Origin of the sequence: Brevibacillus sp. AG, from assembly GCF_028369215.1 — a bacterium.
GTDB lineage: Bacteria > Bacillota > Bacilli > Brevibacillales > Brevibacillaceae > Brevibacillus > Brevibacillus porteri.
In genome coordinates this window covers 345,012-362,319 of record NZ_JAQMYO010000002.1, presented here as the reverse complement: position 1 = coordinate 362,319, position 17,308 = coordinate 345,012, and the positions used below count along the sequence as shown (strand labels likewise).

At 48.4% G+C, this 17,308-nt stretch carries 12 protein-coding genes; 1 reads left to right on the top strand and 11 read right to left on the bottom strand.

Annotated features, from left to right (window positions below; genetic code table 11):
* Nucleotides 1–51: 51 nt before the first annotated feature.
* The 7 genes from POF51_RS06700 to POF51_RS06670 all read right to left on the bottom strand — a co-directional run bounded on the left by POF51_RS06700 (nt 52) and on the right by POF51_RS06670 (nt 11,573).
* Nucleotides 52–693, bottom strand: a complete 642-nt coding sequence (locus tag POF51_RS06700) for a serine/threonine-protein kinase (protein WP_069849564.1) — start codon at nt 691–693, stop codon at nt 52–54.
* 1,397 nt (nt 694–2,090) lie between these two features.
* A complete protein-coding gene (locus tag POF51_RS06695; protein ID WP_271754562.1) occupies nt 2,091–3,515 on the bottom strand; it encodes a phosphoglucomutase/phosphomannomutase family protein in 1,425 nt (474 codons plus the stop codon).
* Nucleotides 3,516–3,534: 19 nt separating this feature from the next.
* On the bottom strand, nt 3,535–5,499 hold the full coding sequence (locus POF51_RS06690; protein WP_069849567.1) for a glycoside hydrolase family 15 protein: 1,965 nt from the start codon (nt 5,497–5,499) through the stop codon (nt 3,535–3,537).
* Between the two features lie 18 nt (nt 5,500–5,517).
* Nucleotides 5,518–7,923, bottom strand: coding sequence for a sugar phosphate nucleotidyltransferase (locus POF51_RS06685; RefSeq protein WP_069849569.1), 2,406 nt, complete (start codon nt 7,921–7,923; stop codon nt 5,518–5,520).
* 30 nt (nt 7,924–7,953) lie between these two features.
* The gene (locus tag POF51_RS06680; RefSeq protein ID WP_271754559.1) at nt 7,954–10,791 is read right to left on the bottom strand and encodes a 1,4-alpha-glucan branching protein domain-containing protein; all 2,838 of its coding nucleotides are present in this window, start codon (nt 10,789–10,791) and stop codon (nt 7,954–7,956) included.
* A 14-nt stretch (nt 10,792–10,805) separates the two neighbouring features.
* Entirely contained in the window at nt 10,806–11,423 is a 618-nt protein-coding gene (locus POF51_RS06675) for a DUF4912 domain-containing protein (protein WP_271754557.1), read from the bottom strand.
* Between the two features lie 3 nt (nt 11,424–11,426).
* Nucleotides 11,427–11,573, bottom strand: a complete 147-nt coding sequence (locus POF51_RS06670) for a hypothetical protein (RefSeq protein ID WP_017249523.1) — start codon at nt 11,571–11,573, stop codon at nt 11,427–11,429.
* Nucleotides 11,574–11,760: 187 nt separating this feature from the next.
* On the opposite strand from POF51_RS06670, the gene POF51_RS06665 reads away from it, so the two are divergent.
* Entirely contained in the window at nt 11,761–14,682 is a 2,922-nt protein-coding gene (locus POF51_RS06665; protein WP_271754554.1) for a collagenase, read from the top strand.
* A 76-nt stretch (nt 14,683–14,758) separates the two neighbouring features.
* Here POF51_RS06665 and POF51_RS06660 read toward each other — a convergent pair whose 3' ends face one another.
* The 4 genes from POF51_RS06660 to POF51_RS06645 all read right to left on the bottom strand — a co-directional run bounded on the left by POF51_RS06660 (nt 14,759) and on the right by POF51_RS06645 (nt 17,230).
* A complete protein-coding gene (locus tag POF51_RS06660; RefSeq protein WP_069849577.1) occupies nt 14,759–15,544 on the bottom strand; it encodes a DUF4247 domain-containing protein in 786 nt (261 codons plus the stop codon).
* A gap of 17 nt (nt 15,545–15,561) precedes the next feature.
* The gene (locus tag POF51_RS06655; RefSeq protein ID WP_017249525.1) at nt 15,562–16,068 is read right to left on the bottom strand and encodes a DUF4178 domain-containing protein; all 507 of its coding nucleotides are present in this window, start codon (nt 16,066–16,068) and stop codon (nt 15,562–15,564) included.
* A gap of 25 nt (nt 16,069–16,093) precedes the next feature.
* A complete protein-coding gene (locus tag POF51_RS06650) occupies nt 16,094–16,498 on the bottom strand; it encodes a DUF350 domain-containing protein (RefSeq protein WP_017249526.1) in 405 nt (134 codons plus the stop codon).
* Between the two features lie 66 nt (nt 16,499–16,564).
* The gene (locus POF51_RS06645; protein ID WP_069849579.1) at nt 16,565–17,230 is read right to left on the bottom strand and encodes a PspA/IM30 family protein; all 666 of its coding nucleotides are present in this window, start codon (nt 17,228–17,230) and stop codon (nt 16,565–16,567) included.
* Between the last annotated feature and the right edge of the window lie 78 nt (nt 17,231–17,308).

The window sequence follows — 17,308 nt, the reverse complement described above, 5'->3', positions numbered from 1 at the left end:
ACCAGCAACTGAACAAACACAATATCAAATGATCATTTTACCAGAGACCGTCTACGTGAACAAGCGCTTTCCTTTTTTGTACAGTCGATAGCCTTTGCGTACAACTTCCAGCATCCACAATGGAATTTTCCATCCACGATCCTTGATAAATGGCAGGTACACCTTGTAATACGCCTTGCGTAAATCACGCCATTTTGTGTCTGTATCATTGACATAGTAATCGGATACGTCAATCAGATAACCTCGTCCCTGATCCATTAGTACGTTTTTCCCATGGACATCATGTGGAAACAAACCCTTCCTGCGCGCCTCTTCGAGTGCTTCCTCCACGTCTTCAATCACCTGCGGAGGAATCGGAATACCAAAGCGAACACAGTCAAACAGGGGTATGCCGTTCATCCGCGAAATGACCAAGTATCCTTCCCCATAATCATAACAGATAGGGAAAGAACGAGTCTCCCCAAGCTTGCGATAGACTTCGATTTCCTGTTCGGCTCCTGGTCTTCCAGGTGCGTACAGCTTGATCACTACCTTTGGATAGTCCGGGTGGGCAAATACGGCAGCATAATTGCCGGTACCGACCAACTCCCACGGGTACGGCGTGTGGTGTACGACGACTGGATCATCCGGCGACAGACTCTCCACTTGAACTTCCTGTAAAAATGCTAGCAATATATGCTGATCGATCCGCATCGTTTCTCATCATCTCTCATCAGTTACCGACTTCGAACTACGTTAAAACAAAATTAATGAAGGTCCATCTACTACGATCATTCAGACACTTCCTATTTAAGGGGCAAAAAATCCTTTACACTGGTGAGGCCAGGAAGTCCTGTCCGATTCCAATGAAAGGATTGCATATGGACAAGAATACCTCATTTTTTCGATTTGGTAAATGGGTAGTAGATATCCAGCAATAGCATCTGTTTTTTATGTAGTGTATAACGATTTTGTACGTTGCTGTCGTGGGGGGAGGAAACAGGAGAAAACGCTCAGATTCTAGGGCCACCCCCTGCGGGATTGACTGCACGTCTCCATGCAAAAAGCGAAACCGCGTCCAAAGTGGTCCTTTCAAGATGTGTTTCAGAGGTGGACGCTTAAGAGCGTGTTTCGCTTTTTGCATTGCGTCTCGGTCGGTGTCCCTAAGATCTTCGCTTTTTTCTCCTGTTTCCTCTACGAGCTTTCTGTATTAGACAAGTTTAAATGCCTTAAAAGATTGAAGAATCACATCTGTCACGCCAGAGAAGAATATTTCCACACGTAGCGACTTGTGGAGTCCTACCGAGCGGAGAAGGGATGAGCGGGCAAAAGAAACGCAACGTGCTCGCGCTACGTAGCGGCTACCACTTTTGCGTTTCCCCGCGAATCCCTTCGGAGCGGACAGTCTCAACCCCCAGCAGGACGGAGCCTAGAGCTAGACTGGAAATATTCTTCTCTTCCCCGCAGCCACATAACAGGAGCTTTCCGTGTTTCCCCCGCTATTTAAAGCTTTGAAAGAAGGAAGAAATGCCATCCGTTTCGCCAGAGAAGAATATTTCCAGACGTAGCGACTTGTGGAGTCCTACCCAGCGGAGAAGGAATGAGCGGGCAAAAGAAACGCAACGTGCCCACGCGACGAAGCGGCTACCACTTTTGCGTTTCCCCGCGAATCCCTTCGGAGCGGACAGTCTCAACCCCCAGCAGGACGGAGCCTAGAGCTAGACTGGAAATATTCTTCTCCCCACCGCAGCCACATAACAGGAGCTTTCCGTGTTTCCCCCGCTATTTAAAGCTTTGAAAGAAGGAAGAAATGCCATCCGTTTCGCCAGAGAAGAATATTTCCACACGTAGCGACTTGTGGAGTCCTACCCAGCGGAGAAGGAATGAGCGGGCAAAAGAAACGCAACGTGCCCACGCGACGAAGCGGCTACCACTTTTGCGTTTCCCCGCGAATCCCTTCGGAGCGGACAGTCTCAACCCCCAGCAGGACGGAGCCTGGAGCCTAGACTGGAAATATTCTTCTCTTCCCCGCAGCCACATAACAGAAGCCTTACGTTGTCGTCAAAAAAAGAAGAACCTAGCACATCCATGCAGGCTCTCCCCTTCAGCATTTACACATTAATCTCCAAAAACCATTCGCGAATCGCATCTTGCAACTTCTGCAAAGCCGTCGCATTCGTTGCTTCACAATAGATGCGTACCAACGGTTCTGTGCCAGACGGACGGATCAAGACCCAATGTCCTTCCTCGAGCAACAGCTTGACCCCATCCACTCGTTGAATCTCCAAAACCTGATAAGGACCAATTAGTGCAGGTGGATTGGCGATCATTTGCTGTATCCATTGATCTTTTTCCGGCAATTTCATATCAAGTCGCGTATGGAACAGCTCTCCGAACTGCTCGTATACGTCTCGCAGGATTTGATCAATTCCTTTGTTTTCGTACGCGCACATCTCAGCGAGCAACAAATTGATGAGTACGCCGTCTTTCTCCGGGATGTGACCGAGAATACTGGCCCCGCCACTTTCTTCTCCACCAATGAGCACGTCACCTTTGCGCATTTCCTCACCTACATACTTGAAGCCAACTGGCGTCTCTACCAGTTCAAGACCATAATGCTTAGCCATCCGATCCAATAGATGCGTAGTCGCTACTGTCCTGACAATCCGTCCGCTCAAGCCACGATTTTTTCGCAAATGATAGGTCAGCAGGACGAGTGCTTCATTTGGCGTGATGTACTGTCCGAAGCGGTCGACGACTCCGAAGCGATCCGCATCGCCGTCATTAGCAAGACCAAGAGATGCTTGGCGTTCTACTACTTCTTTTTTTAGCAAATGCAAATGCTTATCGTTTGGCTCAGGCAAATCTCCGCCAAAAGCCGCATCCGGGACTTCTCGGATTCCGACGTTTTTCACCCCCGCCTCAGACAAAAAGCCGCTCACGTAGCCCATACCCGCACCATGCATGGCATCGACAACAACGGACAAGGAAGAGTTTTTCAATACATCCATATTCACCATCCGTCTAAGATGCGCCTCGTAATGAGGACGCAGCACAATGACTTGCAGCAGCTTACAGGCCTTTGCTTCCGCGAGGGAAATCGTACGCACCGATTTCGCCTGGCAGGTTTCGCTGATCCACTCTTCCAATCTTTGCGTGATCACAGGCGTTGCAGGTCCGGCGTACTCCGGAATGTATTTGATGCCGTTATATTCGGGTGGATTGTGACTGGCCGTGATCATGATCGCGCCACTCGCTGCAAAATGCTTCACTCCAAAGGCTACGGCAGGCGTTGGCGCTGCTTCGTTCACCAAATAGGTTCGAATGTCATTCGCGGTCAGGACAGCTGCAACCTCCTCGGCGAAGCGTCTCCCCAAGAACCGTGTGTCGTGCCCGACCAGAACAGGCTGCTCCTGTTGTCCGATTTCTTTGGTATAGCTGGCGATAGCTTGTGCGACAATGCGGACATTCTCGACAGTAAAGCCATCTGCGATTATGTCGCGCCAACCGTCCGTACCGAAACGGATCGTTGTCATCCCCTCATCTCTCCCCTCGTTACCGCAACAACTCATTCACCTTCTCCAAATAACGCAAAACAGTGGCAACATAAGTAGCATGCGACCACGTCAACGGTGCAACGGATACGGGAGCACCTGTATACGGATCGAGCTGTTCGGATAGCACGCCGCTTTGTAGAGCATGACGTACGACCCAAGCCAATCTGTTCTTTGGCTCTTGGAGTTCATCGAGAGATTTCGCCTTGGCAATTTCCCAATCAGCGACCCATAAGGTGCAAATAATCCATGGATTGCCCGGTACCTTCGCCGTATCATGTGATTTTTTGAAATAGTAATCCCCTTGGTAGCGGGCAATTCCACCGATCGCTGTGTCTACCCGCAAACTCTTTTTGACAGCTTCCATCGTCCGCTCAACTCTCGGATCGTCTACGGAAAACACATCAAGCGCAAACAAGGCGAACAAGCTGCTCTCCACCGTGAAATCTTTTTCGACACTCCCATCTGCTCTTACATATATCCCACGCAAAAAACGCCCGATTTCAGAGTCGTAGAGATGTTTTTCCATTGCCCCACGAATGCGCTCTGCCCCTTCTGTGTAGCGTTTGTAGCGCCGATCATCCCCGAACAGCTGGGCAAAACGAGCCGCAGCCATTAAGCCTGCGAAAACAGTAGCACTGGTAAACGTAAAAATTCCCCGTCGCTCTTCCCATAAGTCGTAGCTTTGTTTTGGGAGTTGCAGCTCTGGATGGACATACTCCAACAAAAAGCGGGCCGCCGGACGAACCAGCGTGGGGTAGAGCGCTTGGCAGTCTTCAATTTGCTTGCCGCTCTTGTATTGCTCCCAGAGCGCATACAGCACGAGTGCCGTCTCATCTTCCTGAATCGGGAGCTGAATTTCTCCGTCAACCATATACGGATGCCAACTAGAGCCGACAGACCCATCTGGATTGTACTTGTGCAGCAAATATCCGTCCTTATTCAATGCGTCCGCGCAAAATCGGAAAAATGGTGCGACCACTCCCGTATAACCCGCTTTCGCCATCGCACTCGCAATCAACGCTCCGTCTCTGGGCCACATGTAGCTGTAATGGTCGCGATTGAATTGGAGAATATCCGAGTCATTCGCAGCGAGAATCGCTCCGTTCTGATCAATTTGCGTGCGCACGAGTAGCAAGCTGGTCTTGTACAGATTGACAACCTCTGCAGAAAGATCAGCAAAGTCCCGCTCTTCCTTATTGACCCAACGTTGCCAATACACCGCGACCCGACTGAGCAAATGTTCCGGATCGCTTTCGAGTACATACTGGTTCAATACTTTAACATCCTCATACGATTCACCAATGCACATCCAGTAAAAGAGCGCCTTCTCTTCTTGCGGTTGCAGTATGAGTGAAAAAGAAATCGTACTATCTACGGAGCCTTGTGCAATTGGATTGCCGGACAAAAGACCATCCTCAGCGTCCCTCCAGGTCCCCTCCGCATAGTTGAACCGCTTGATCCCGACACTATATTGATCGATCCCACCCGTATCCGTTTTTCCATTCGCCATGATGTACACATTGCGCTTGTAATGGTAAATGGTGCGCAGGATAGGATCAAAAACAGCGGTATCCCCTACCTCCGTCTCATTCAAGCTGAAATCGTGATTGAAAAACAGCCTGACCTCTCGCACTTCACTCGTCAAATTCTGAACGCACACCTTTTTCAAATAAATCGGGTCACGCTGATGCACCCCATCTGCAATTTGCAGGGCGATGCCCAGATGTTCATGATGCGCATGAACATCTGTCACCAAAGACTCCTGTCCGTATCCGAGCTTCCGCGTCCAGCCGTCTTCATCCAGCCAGGAAAAGTGACCTTGCACCCAAATACCCAGCTTGCTAAAGTGTCCCCCGACATGATTCAGTTGGCCGACATACGGAAAATAGAGATCTCGCATGTGCAGCTTGTCATCAAAATTAATCAGCAGTTTTCCGTTCCCGACGACGAGCGGTCTCGGCATGCCTTCACGTCCTTTTCGTTATAGGCTGTCGATCTCTCTCTTTTCGTGAAACTGATATTCGGCAATTCGCCTCGCGTAGGAAGAAGCAAGCGTAGCCGCGGTCTCTGCCGTCGCTCCTTGCGAAATCACTTTTACGTGCGAATCCTCTGAATCGGGTAAAATCAGCACCCAGCCGTTCGAATCGTATACTTTGATTCCATCGACGAGCTCCAGCAGCTTGCCTTTGTTTTCTTCCATCACTCTGCGCATGACCTTCCCTTTTGCTGTCCATGGGCAAAAGACAGTCTTTTTCTCCATATGGCACGCTGGCAACAGCTCCAGCAGAATGCTGAGCGGTTTTTCTTCGGAAGCGAGGTACGAAAGAATTCTCATGAGACTGTACACGGCGTCAAACATCGGATGAAAGCGCTGTTCGCTCGATACCTCCATCATGGAGCGCGGTGAGACCTTGGTGCGTACAACCTCCATTTGCAACAGCTGGGCCATATGCTCCAATTCGATCGGTGCACTCACAGGAAGCCCGATGCGCCGATGTTGACCACTGCAAGCCAGCAGTTGCAGAGCCGTGATCTGCTCGTTCGAGAGCTTCTCTCCATGCTCGGTAAACAAGGTAAATTGTTCGCCATTTTTATCGAGACGAACGCCTAAATCCGCTCCCTTTTTACGAATACCTTCTTGTATGGAGCTGTAATGTGCAGTGACTCCCAGTGCATGCAAGAGTGGCGCAAGAAAAGTCGGAAAAAATCGCTGTTCACAATCGATCAGCAGGTGGAAGCGCTGACGCTGGATGGACGATACATTCAACTGTTGGACCAAAGCGTGAAGATAAGCTTCTTGTACTTGATGCTCGACTTGCAATGCTCCCAATCGATGCAGGTTGCGAACATACGTCTCTTGCCAGTAAGCATTCTCAATTTTACGTTCCATATCACGAGAAATCGGCAACCCAGCATGATCGATGAATTGGATGACAATCTCTTTATCATCGACTGGCTCTGCCATATAAACATGAATGCCACCCTTGCAAGCCAGGGAGCGCACGCCGTATCGGATCAAGGGTGAATTGCCAATCCCGAGATCGACCGTATCAATTCCGGAAGAGCACAAGCTCGTCATGATGCTATGCTTCAATAACTGAGCAAATGGGTGTGAGCATGCCGAGAGCGCAATTTTATCCCCCGCTTGTAGTAAGTACGCGTAGGCAGCAGCAAGTCTAGTGACGAATTCGGGCGTGATGTCGACATTGCCAATGCCCTTGATTCCATGCGTCCCAAACAAATTTTTGGTTTGCTTGGCACCATAGATGAGCGAGGTGGTGACAGTCGCATTTTCACCGACTTCCTTGTCCGGCCAAATTTTGATGCCTGCCTTTACCACCGACTTCGCCCCAATGAAGCACTGGTCTCCAATGACCGCCCCTTCCCCGAGTTGTACGCAATCGCTAATTCGTGTGTTGCGGCAGAGCGTCGTTCCTGTGATCTCAGTTTTTTTCCCAATGACATTATTTTCCCAAACGATCGTCCTGGACAGCTTCGTACCGGAAGAAATCACCGTATTTTTCCCCAGAATGGAATAAGCACCAACGGCAACTCCAGCCTGCAAGTGTACATTTTCACCGATATAGACAGGGCCTTCCAAACGGACCGATGAATCGATGCGAACATCATTTTCCAAGAAAATGCGCGGCGCGATTTCCTGTGCTTTTATTTCGAGATGCACGCGTCCATCCAGCAAATCAAACTGGGCTTTCTGATAAACCTCCAAAGAACCAATATCAGACCAATAACCGCTTGCTTCATATCCGTATAGAGGCTTTGCTGCTTGTAAAAAAGATGGGAAAATTTCCTTACTGAAATCCACTTCCCGCTCTTCTTCTATATAAGACAAGACCTCTGGCTCGCAGACGTATATCCCCGTATTCACCGTATCGCTAAAAACCTCCGCCCAGCTCGGCTTTTCTAAAAAGCGTGTAATACGTCCGCCCTCATCTGTCATGACAACTCCGAATTCCAGCGGTGTTTCTACACGAGTCAAAACCAACGTAGCCAGTGCGTTATTTTGCTCATGGAAACGTATGGCTGCCGACAAATCGATGTCTGTCAACGTATCTCCACTGATCACGACAAAGCGCTCATCGAGAAAATCGGCGCAGTTTTTCACGCTGCCTGCCGTGCCCAAAGGAATCGTTTCTTCAAAATAGACGAGCGAAACACCGTAGCGAGATCCATCGCCAAACGTATCGCGGATGACATCAGGCAGATACTGGAGTGTCACTGCTATCTCTGTAATCCCATGCTTTTTCAATAGATCAATCGTGTACTCCATGCAAGGCCGGTTTAAGAGTGGCACCATTGGTTTTGGCGTGTGGCATGTTAACGGACGTAGTCGTGTACCTTTTCCCCCAGCCATGATTACTGCCTTCATCTTCTTTTCTTCCTCCTTCATCGTTGCAATCTATGTTGTCATGCCGCTTTCCGCGGATACGCCAAGTGAACGGTATAGATCGATGGTTTGAGTAGCGAGAATGGTCCAGTTATAAAACTGTTTCACATCTTGCATGGCCGTCTGGGCTAGTTGATGCCGCTGATCGGGGTCGCGCAGTAGCCAGCGGAGTTGATTCGTCAAGGATTCAGGGTCGCCTGTGAACATCATGGCGCCGTTTTCGCCATGGCGAACGATCTCTCGAAGCCCTCCCGTATCCGCAACAAGAACTGGCGTACCTAGCGCCATCGCTTCCAGTGCAACAATTCCAAAAGGTTCATACAAGCTCGGGAATACCGCCACATCAGCCAAGGCTAACAACTCATTTCGCCTAACATCTTCTACGAAGCCCAAGAAGCGGACTTGCTCAGAAAGTCCCATCTGATGAACCAACTGCTTCCACTCGTCTTGCATCGGCCCTCTGCCAGCTATAAGCAACTTCGCCCGCGGAAATTCAGCGCGCAGCCTTGCCATGGCTTCCAACAATAGGTGAACACCTTTTTCCTGGACCAAGCGCCCTACAAAAAAGAGGACAGGTCCATCGCCTATCGCCAACTCCTGCCGAAGCTGTTCACGATTGACATCCGGTAGAGGAATGAGATCGACACCGTTGTGAATGACACGTAATTGGGATGAAGGTGTTCCGAACAGGCGCATGACTTCCGACTCCATATACTTGCTGCAAACGATCATCGAGTCAGAGCTTTGTGTTAGTGTACGTTCACACTCATGAATCCTTTGCTGCAACGGTGTATGAATGCCTTGATGCCGTCCATGCTCCAAAGCGTGAATCGTGCTGACGAGCGGAAGAGAGTACCTCTGTTTCAGTTCGATCGCTGCCCAGCTGACAAGCCAATCATGAGCATGGATGACATCTGGTCGCACCCCGAGTGACCATAGCTTGAAGGTAGCATCGACCATCGCCAAATTCAGTTGAAACACCCATGCCAGAAAGTCAGCTTGTTCAGAAGGAAGGTACGTAGGCAAACGGTGTACGTGAACGCCTTCCATCGTCTCATCTATGGAGCATGAATCTGCCGAACCTGTCAGCACATGCACCACAATTCCTTGCTGGACAAGATGTCTGGCGAGATCGTAGACAGCCCGACCAAGCCCCCCTACCACATGAGGGGGAAATTCCCATGCAAGCATCAAAACTGTTTTTGTCGAAGACTGATCTTGCGTAGCCGCTACCAATTGACGCGATACGTTCACTCTATGCATTTGTTTAGGCAAATAGAACGTGATATCCAAGTCAGGAAAGATCGGAAAGTCAGCTTCTGCTTGCGTAATTGCCTCTTCATCCAGTTGATGCTCTCGATACATCGCCAAGAGAGCCCGCATGCGAACCAAATGATCATGAACGCGTTGCACCGCATACGGGGTGACCGTTTGACCGTCTAAAATAAACGCCCAATCACTGCTTTGGGCTAGCATCAATTCGCGTGCTGCCTGCTTGAGGCACCGTAAGGCAAGCGGATCTCCTTTCTTTTCAGAAAAGGTAGTAATCGCTCCAATCAGTTCCCGCTCTGCTTGATGCAAATGCCTGTATATCCAGCCATTGTTCTCGTTCAGCCAGACTTCTCCGTAGCCATTTCTCCCCCACGTAGACATAGGCAAGTGACCGCGATCCTGCTCTGGATACTCCTCCAAATATTCAGATGGTGTCATTAATTTCACGGCTTTTGAATCACAAACCGTTTTTCGCATGAGGTCATCTAGAAACTGTGGACCCTCGAACCACCAATGACCAAACAATTCCGCATCATAAGTGGCGACGACCAACGGCTTGCGATCCATCCAGTGACTGGCTTCCTCCACTTGACGCTCTCGGTGATACAGGAAATGTCCCGCATGAGACGCTGCTTTTTCCCGCGCCCAGCTTGGCTCATACCAGTCTTTATCCCCTGCTTTTCCGGTGATCCGATAGTATTTCAAACCGGTATGCACGCGAATGCCGTCAGGATGGATGTACGGTTCGATGTAGCTCATCTCCCTGTCAAATCCGATATCCCGGTAATATTCACGATAATCATAGTCCCCTGGATAACCATCGATTGAGCTCCATACCTGGCGGGAAGCCACTTCATCACGGGCAAAGGCAGCCACTTCATGCGGCGTGAACAAGGGAGCCAACACCCCTCTGCGAGGTAAAGGCGTCGCATGCTCTATCGTGTGACTGTCTACAAAGAAATACCGAAGCCCTGCCTCTTTCAGCAAACGATCCAATCCAGGTGTATACCCGCACTCTGGCAGCCAAATTCCCTTCGGACGTCTTCCCAGAATCCGCTCATGTGTATCGATGCCCACCTGAAGCTGAGCCCGAATCGCCTCTTCTGTTTCCACATAGGGCAAGAAGGAGTGCGTGGCTGCGCAAGTGATGAGTTCGAGGCATCCGCTATCCTCGATATGCCTAAAGGCCTTGATTAGTTGAAAATCCCACTTGCGGCAATAGGCAATGATGCTTCGAAAACGCTCCACGTACATTTTGGCGATACGGTGTTCTTCGGGTTGACCTGCGGTACGTTTGACTTCCTTCCCAGCCAATTCAACGGTCTTCGCTAGATGTGTGCGAAAGCGTGTCACGATCAGATCATCTTCTAGCATGGAAAGTAATGTCGGAGAAATAGCAAGGGTCATGCGAAAAGCGATGCCGTCTGAGAGGAGCCTGTCGAAAACCATGAGCAAGGGAAGATAGCATTCCAGCATGGCTTCATACACCCAGCGCTCTTCCAGGCGATCGTCCCGATCCCCGTGTCGGACATAAGGCAGATGGGCATGCAACACGAGGGAGAGATAACCTTTGTGCACAAATGACACCTCACTTATTTTGATGTTTTGGTATACAACGAGTAGGAGGAAAAGTTCTCAAACCAGGAAGGTGTAGCTGAATCGTGGACGGGCTCAACGAACGATTCCCCCCAGCTAGCTTTTGAGTTACGCGGGGTAATTGCCGTTTCCGAGCGTAAAATCGGACAAAACCGATTGTGTTCATATAAACCAAAATCAACAATGTATGTACGTCCTGGCTCTACATCATTCACGTACCAGGAATGAGCCTCTTCATGTACGAGCACATCTCGGACGGAATGTGCATTTTTTCCATCAAATAAGCGTTCCGTGACATCATACAGACGCAAGCCCTTCTGGATGTGACGATAATCGGCTTGCAGGTAGGATGCGACCATTCTCATGCGGGGCCAAGTGATTTCCCAATAGAAGAATAGCACAGTCGGTCCTTGTACCATGACTTTGACAATGTCCCGACCATAAAACGCAGGCAATTGCCATTCCAATTCCGTTCTAGCGGGAGGTGGTGTCACTGGCTTCGCACGGTCTTTTTGCAGGCGATACTTAACTTGACCAATCGTTAAGCCGCACTCTTTGGCAATTTGTGCAATGGGCATGGATCGTGAACGCAGTTCGAGAATTTTTTCCAGCATCTTCTAGCACTCCCCTCCGCCAACTTCACCTATCTGTGCTTTCCCAATGTCAATCATAGCCAATGCTGCTAACAAAGACTGTCGAATGCTGGATGCACATCCTTTCTTCTTTTGTCGATCAACAATCATGTTTTCGTCATAGGCAAACAAAAGTCGCTCTCCTTCCATTCTTACAAAGCTACTTCTCTAGACATTCTTTTCTTTTTACCAAATAGGAAGAAAGAGCTATATTCCGTCATCTTTTGTTTTATTTGTAAGGATTTTCATGTTGGATACCGATACTATAAAATATTCACTTCTACTTCCAAAAAGAATGAAAAAGGAGTCAACGAAAGAAATGAATCATTCATGGATTAGCATGGTAACAGCAGGATCAATTGCAATTTCAACGGTAGCGGCAGGCTTGCCACTAGCAGCTCAAGCCAAAAGCACGCCGCCAAGCCCATCCCAAGAGCGCAATGATTCGCAGATTGGTCATACACCCGTTCAAGAAAACATGTCGAAGAGTCAGTTACGCCAAGCAGCCAAACAGGAGAAGTACAGCATCTCCCACCTAAATACATTGGACAATTTAGAGCTTGTTGAATTGTTGAAGGAAATCAGTTGGACGCAAATCCCTGAGCTGTTTACTTACAACGACGACACCCAGGAATTTTATGAAGATCGGGAGCGGGTTCAAGCCATCATCGATGCCTTGCAAGAGAGTGGCAAGAACTTCACCAAGGATGACGAGCAAGGCATACATACATTTGTAGAAGTTTTGCGTTCGGGGTATTACTTGGGGTATTACAACGACGGCTTAAAGTATTTGATGGAGCCAAAGTATAAGCAAAAAATTATTCCAGCACTTCAAGCAATTACCTCCAATCAAAATTTCACCTTAGGTACAAAGACTCAAAATGAAATCATCAGTTCTACGGGAAAATTAATTAGCAACACGACTGTTGATTCTGAGACAATCGGTCTTCTGTCAAAAGTAATGGCGGACTTTAACGAGGATCGGGATAAATGGTCAGATGATCGCGAAGCAAGCGAGGCTTTTTACAGCGTCCTTCAAGGTGTTGGCTATGTTCTGATTTGGGGAGTAGATGATTCAGAAAGAGATGAGCTGGAAGGCAGCATCGATGCATTTCTCGACCCCATTTTTGACATGGCGGAAAATGGTGACACCTCCGCTGATCATGTATGGCTGACGAACAATGCCTTGTATTACACAGGGAAATTAGGTAGCTACTACAGTGATCCAGACAAAGCCAATGACATATTGACGAAAGCGATGAGAACTTATAAAAAGTGGAGCGAGCCATACTTCACAGCCGCGCAACAAATCGCGGAAACATATGGCGAGGATGCCAATGGAAAAAAAATCGACCTCGAGGAAATGAAAAAAGAAGGGAAAAAGCATTATCTTCCGCAGCAATTTACTTTTGATGACGGAGCGGTTGTGTTCAAAACGGGAGATAAACTAACAGAAGAACAGGTTGAGCGCTTGTATTGGGCATCCAAGGAAGTGAAGGCACAATTTCATCGTGTCATCGGCAATGACAAGGAGCTCGAGAGCGGTAATCCGGATGATGTACTGACCATTGTCATCTACAATACGCCTGATGAATATAAAATGAATCGCTTCCTGTACGGATACGACACAGATAATGGTGGTATCTACATTGAGGGTACTGGTACTTTCTTCACCTACGATCGGACAAAAGAACAAAGCATCTACAGTCTAGAAGAGCTGTTCCGTCATGAATTCGTCCACTATTTGCAAGGTAGATATGAAGTGCCGGGCATGTGGGGAAAGGGAGAAATTTATGAAAACAGCCGCTTGCCTTGGTATGAAGAAGGCGGAGCCGAGTTTTTCGCAGGTGCTACCCGAACGGAAGGAATCAAGCCTCGCCAATCCGTTGTAGGCAATATCCGAAATGCAGCGCCTTATCTCGATTACACTGCGGCAGATATGATGCGTGCCAAATACGGAACCATGGCATTCTACGACTACTCATTCGCGCTTCAGTACCATATGTTCAAGAATGATTTTGCTCGTCTGGATAAAATCAATGATACGATCCGTTCCAATGATGTATCTGCTTATGATGACTTAATCGAAGAATTCAGCCGTGATCGCGCTCTTGAACGTGGCTATCAAGAAACGTTAGAAGAATTGATCGACCAGTATGAAGAGTTGGATGTTCCTCTCGTTTCAGATGATTACTTACAAAAAGTGGACGTGACCAGCAAAGAAGTGGTTTATCGTCAAATCGCAGAAGCTGCCTCTCTGACTGATGTAAAAACAGATGAAAAAGACTCTGGAGATTTCCGCAGCTTCACGTTGCGTGGGGTTTATACGGGTGGAGCTTCCCAAGGAGAATTTCAGGATTGGCAAGAAATGAACCGCCTCACAGATGGATTCCTCAAGGAGTTATCGGATCTTTCCTGGAATGGCTATGACACGGTTACGAGCTACTTCACCAATTATCGTACGACAAAAGATGGACGCTTTGCCTATGATGTCGTGTTCCACGGGAAGCTGGCTCATGAAGATGGCACCGAGACAGAGAATCCAACGCCTAACCCTGACGAAACGTCTATTTCATTGGGTAAGCAGATTACAGGTATCGTCAATCTTCAAAAACCGAGCCAGGAGTTCCGTCTCGATGTGAAATCAGCCCAACAGCTTCAAGTAGAGATGGAAACAAAGCATGGGGATGGAGTGGCGTGGCTAGTATTCCACGAGTCTGATAAGCAGAACTACATCGCCTATCCCAACAAGCGCGAAGGCAACAAGCTGATCGGATCATTCGATGCGAAACCTGGGACTTACTATGTGACTGCTTATACGTATGGTACAGGGCAAGAGGACCAAACGTTTACCTTAGTGGTTAAGGGTGAAGATAGCCCACAAGAGCAACTCTATCAAGAAAGCGAGAGCAATGATTCTATCGAGCAAGCAAATGGTCCATTGCCGATAGGTACGACTGTTTCAGGCGACATGAAAGGAAACGACTGGCAAGATATTTTTGCCTTCCAAGTAGATAAACCAGAAGAAATACGTATTTCTCTGAACCCCGAGCAGGGACAAGGTGTGACTTGGATGCTATTCCACGAAGGAAATCCAGATCAGCCTGTATCGTACCCGCAAGAGGTGGAAGGAAATCTGCAAAGTGCCCATTATCAAGTAAAGCCAGGCCGCTACTACTTGTATGTGTACAAATATCAAAATGAAGATGTTGTGTATACGGTAGAGACCAAGCAGCGCTAATCCGAAGAACAAAAACACCCCCAAACGAGCTACAAGAATCGTTTGGGGGTGTTCGTTTCTGTCCTATTTTTTACAGTTATCGACGCTTTGTAATTCGCCCCGAGCCCCCTACCTTCGTTCGTGGGGGCGATTTACTTTTCGGCGGAGAAAAGCTCGAGCGCTTGGATGAGACAGAATCACTCGACTTCGACGAACTGCTGGAAGAACGAATAATTTTACCTGAACTACCGCTAGACGACTCCCCCTGCTTCTTGAAAAGGCTGCCGTCAGAACCTACCGTACCATCCGTGTTCTTCGCATTACCCCGTTTGAAAATACTTCCCGTACCCTCTTTGGTAATCGGCGGCGCTACTTTTTTGTCCTCGGTTGTAGGCACGCGATACGTTCCGGAAGGCTTGTATATATCCTTGCTATTGTAGCCACGATAACTGCCCTTTGTACTTTTCTTAAGCCCATCGAACAAATCATCCAGTACGCTGGCTACAATGTATCCCTGCAAAAACGAAGAATCGTAGTTTTGCCGGACGTACTCTTTGCTGTCGACCTCGATCAACGTATCCGTCGGCTTGGCAGCGTCTTGCTGCAAATGGTATACCTCATCCGAATAAATGAGGAACATATGCTGCGGATCTTCTTTGGAGATTTCATCTGGCGTATTCTGCTCCGCCAGCTCCAAGGCCACTTCCGGTACAGTCTTGTCTTCCGCACGATAGATGCGTGACGACTGTCCATTGTCTTTGGTAGAGACAGATTCAAGCGGATACGTCTCGCCAACCGCAGGACTGCCACAACCCGCTAGCGTAAGGAGGAACAAGGCCGGAATCAGCAGGAGCTTGATTGATTTCATCCATGGATTTGGCATGTACTTGTCCCTCCTCTCTATGCTCCGCGCAGTACCTGCACGTCCGCTGGCAGAACACTTTCTCCCTCATAGAGCATGAAACGGCCATCCTGCCACTCGATTCGCAGCAACTGGCGTTGATCCGATTGGAATTGCCAGATGTACTGCTCCCCTGACGTATGAAAAGGGGCTTTCCCCGCAACCTGAACGGAGCCATTATATTGCTCCTCCAAATGGTAGGTGACATCGTCCATCTCGATTGTGGTCGGCACTTCGTCTATTGAATCAAGTCGTCCATCAATCACGCTATACAGCTGATAGACAATCTTTTCCCGTTCCTCGATGTACAGGTAGCGAATAGTCGTTCCATCCTGTAACGTAAGCATCGTAGCTTTGCGACTCGCATTGCTCGCCTTCCCTATTACTTGATAGGTAACGAGCGATACATCGACTACATCCCCCGGTCCCACCGTCAGGATGCTCTTCTCCGGTGCAGGAGGCTCATGCTTGGCAAAAATATTTTGGATTCGCTTCATCAAACTCATGCTGTACTCCCTTCCCTTTCACGTCTTACAAACATGCAGCTATAATCAGTGCACCCACGAGATGGAATGAACCAGCCATCATGGCATATGCCACTTTTCCTTCCTGCGTCCCTTTTTCCAGGTCCAGTCCGGCCACTTGCTTTAACAGCCATTCCACGATTCTCTCCAAAAGGAACAGAATGATAAATGAGAGCACAGAAACGAGTAGTGCTGTCCACAATAAATTGGAGGTAATAATGGATTGCGATAAGATATATCCTTGCGCAAACAGCTTCATGACAAAACGAGTCGTGACCGCGATGTTTCCATTTTTGATTTCCGTGATGTCCTTGTATTTCGTAAACAACGAATCGATCCACATCAAAACAAAAAGTAAAATGCCACCGGCTCCTGTCCAAACCAGCATCCCTAGTATTTCTGTCCACGTCAAAGCGAATCACTCCACTTTCGTCAAGGTGTTTAAGGTCTGAAAAAAAGGGAAACCGCCTGAAGCGGTTTACCCCTCATATTTTTTCATCAGAGCAGCCAGTTCGTCCTCAACGGCCTGATCCTTATTCAGCTTTGCAATTTCATCATCTAAAGAGCTCTGTTTTTTGTAAATCTCGCCGCTGGCTTCTGCTTCTGCTTCCATTTGCAGTGCTTTTTCTTCCATGCGTTTCAAGCCAGACATAGCCGAGTTCGTGTCGAAGCCACCCATCGCCTGGTTGATCGTCTTTTGCGCTTTGGCTGCATTGACACGGGCAACTAATGTTTCGCGCCTGTTTTTCAGCTCGGTAATCTGTTTTTTCATTTCAGCCAGCTTCTCGCGCAATCCGTCAGCTGCCAGCTTGTTTTTCTCGTAGCTGTCCTTGTATTCGTTCATTTTTTGCTCGGCGGCTTTCTTTTCCTCCAAAGCTCGTCGAGCCAGATCAATGTTCTGCGCTTGTGCTGCGATGTGAGCTTGTTCTTCACGCTTTTTCACCAAGGCTTCCTGTTCTTCATACAGCACCTTGAATTTCTTTTCCAAAGCAATTTGGGCGGCAACCGCTTTCTCTGCTTCGTTCAAGTCTTCTTGCATATCACGCAAATACTGGTCTGTCATTTTAATTGGATCTTCTGCTTTCTCAATCAAAGCGTACAAATTGGACATGGTCAAATCACGGAGTCTTTTAAAAATGGACATGGATTTATTCCTCCTTGAGTACGTACCAGGTTGTTCGGCCTATGTTGCCGTCCCCGTTATACATGTATTTACGATAAT

Bases quoted from the DNA above. Each gene is read 5' to 3' on its own strand.
- POF51_RS06685 (WP_069849569.1), bottom strand. From the start codon at position 7,923: ATGAAGGCAGTAATCATGGCTGGGGGAAAAGGTACACGACTACGTCCG.
- POF51_RS06695 (WP_271754562.1), bottom strand. From the start codon at position 3,515: ATGACAACGATCCGTTTCGGTACGGACGGTTGGCGCGACATAATCGCA.
- POF51_RS06655 (WP_017249525.1), bottom strand. From the start codon at position 16,068: ATGAGTTTGATGAAGCGAATCCAAAATATTTTTGCCAAGCATGAGCCT.
- POF51_RS06665 (WP_271754554.1), top strand. From the start codon at position 11,761: ATGAATCATTCATGGATTAGCATGGTAACAGCAGGATCAATTGCAATT.
- POF51_RS06660 (WP_069849577.1), bottom strand. From the start codon at position 15,544: ATGCCAAATCCATGGATGAAATCAATCAAGCTCCTGCTGATTCCGGCC.
- POF51_RS06690 (WP_069849567.1), bottom strand. From the start codon at position 5,499: ATGCCGAGACCGCTCGTCGTCGGGAACGGAAAACTGCTGATTAATTTT.
- POF51_RS06700 (WP_069849564.1), bottom strand. From the start codon at position 693: ATGCGGATCGATCAGCATATATTGCTAGCATTTTTACAGGAAGTTCAA.
- POF51_RS06675 (WP_271754557.1), bottom strand. From the start codon at position 11,423: ATGCTGGAAAAAATTCTCGAACTGCGTTCACGATCCATGCCCATTGCA.
- POF51_RS06645 (WP_069849579.1), bottom strand. From the start codon at position 17,230: ATGTCCATTTTTAAAAGACTCCGTGATTTGACCATGTCCAATTTGTAC.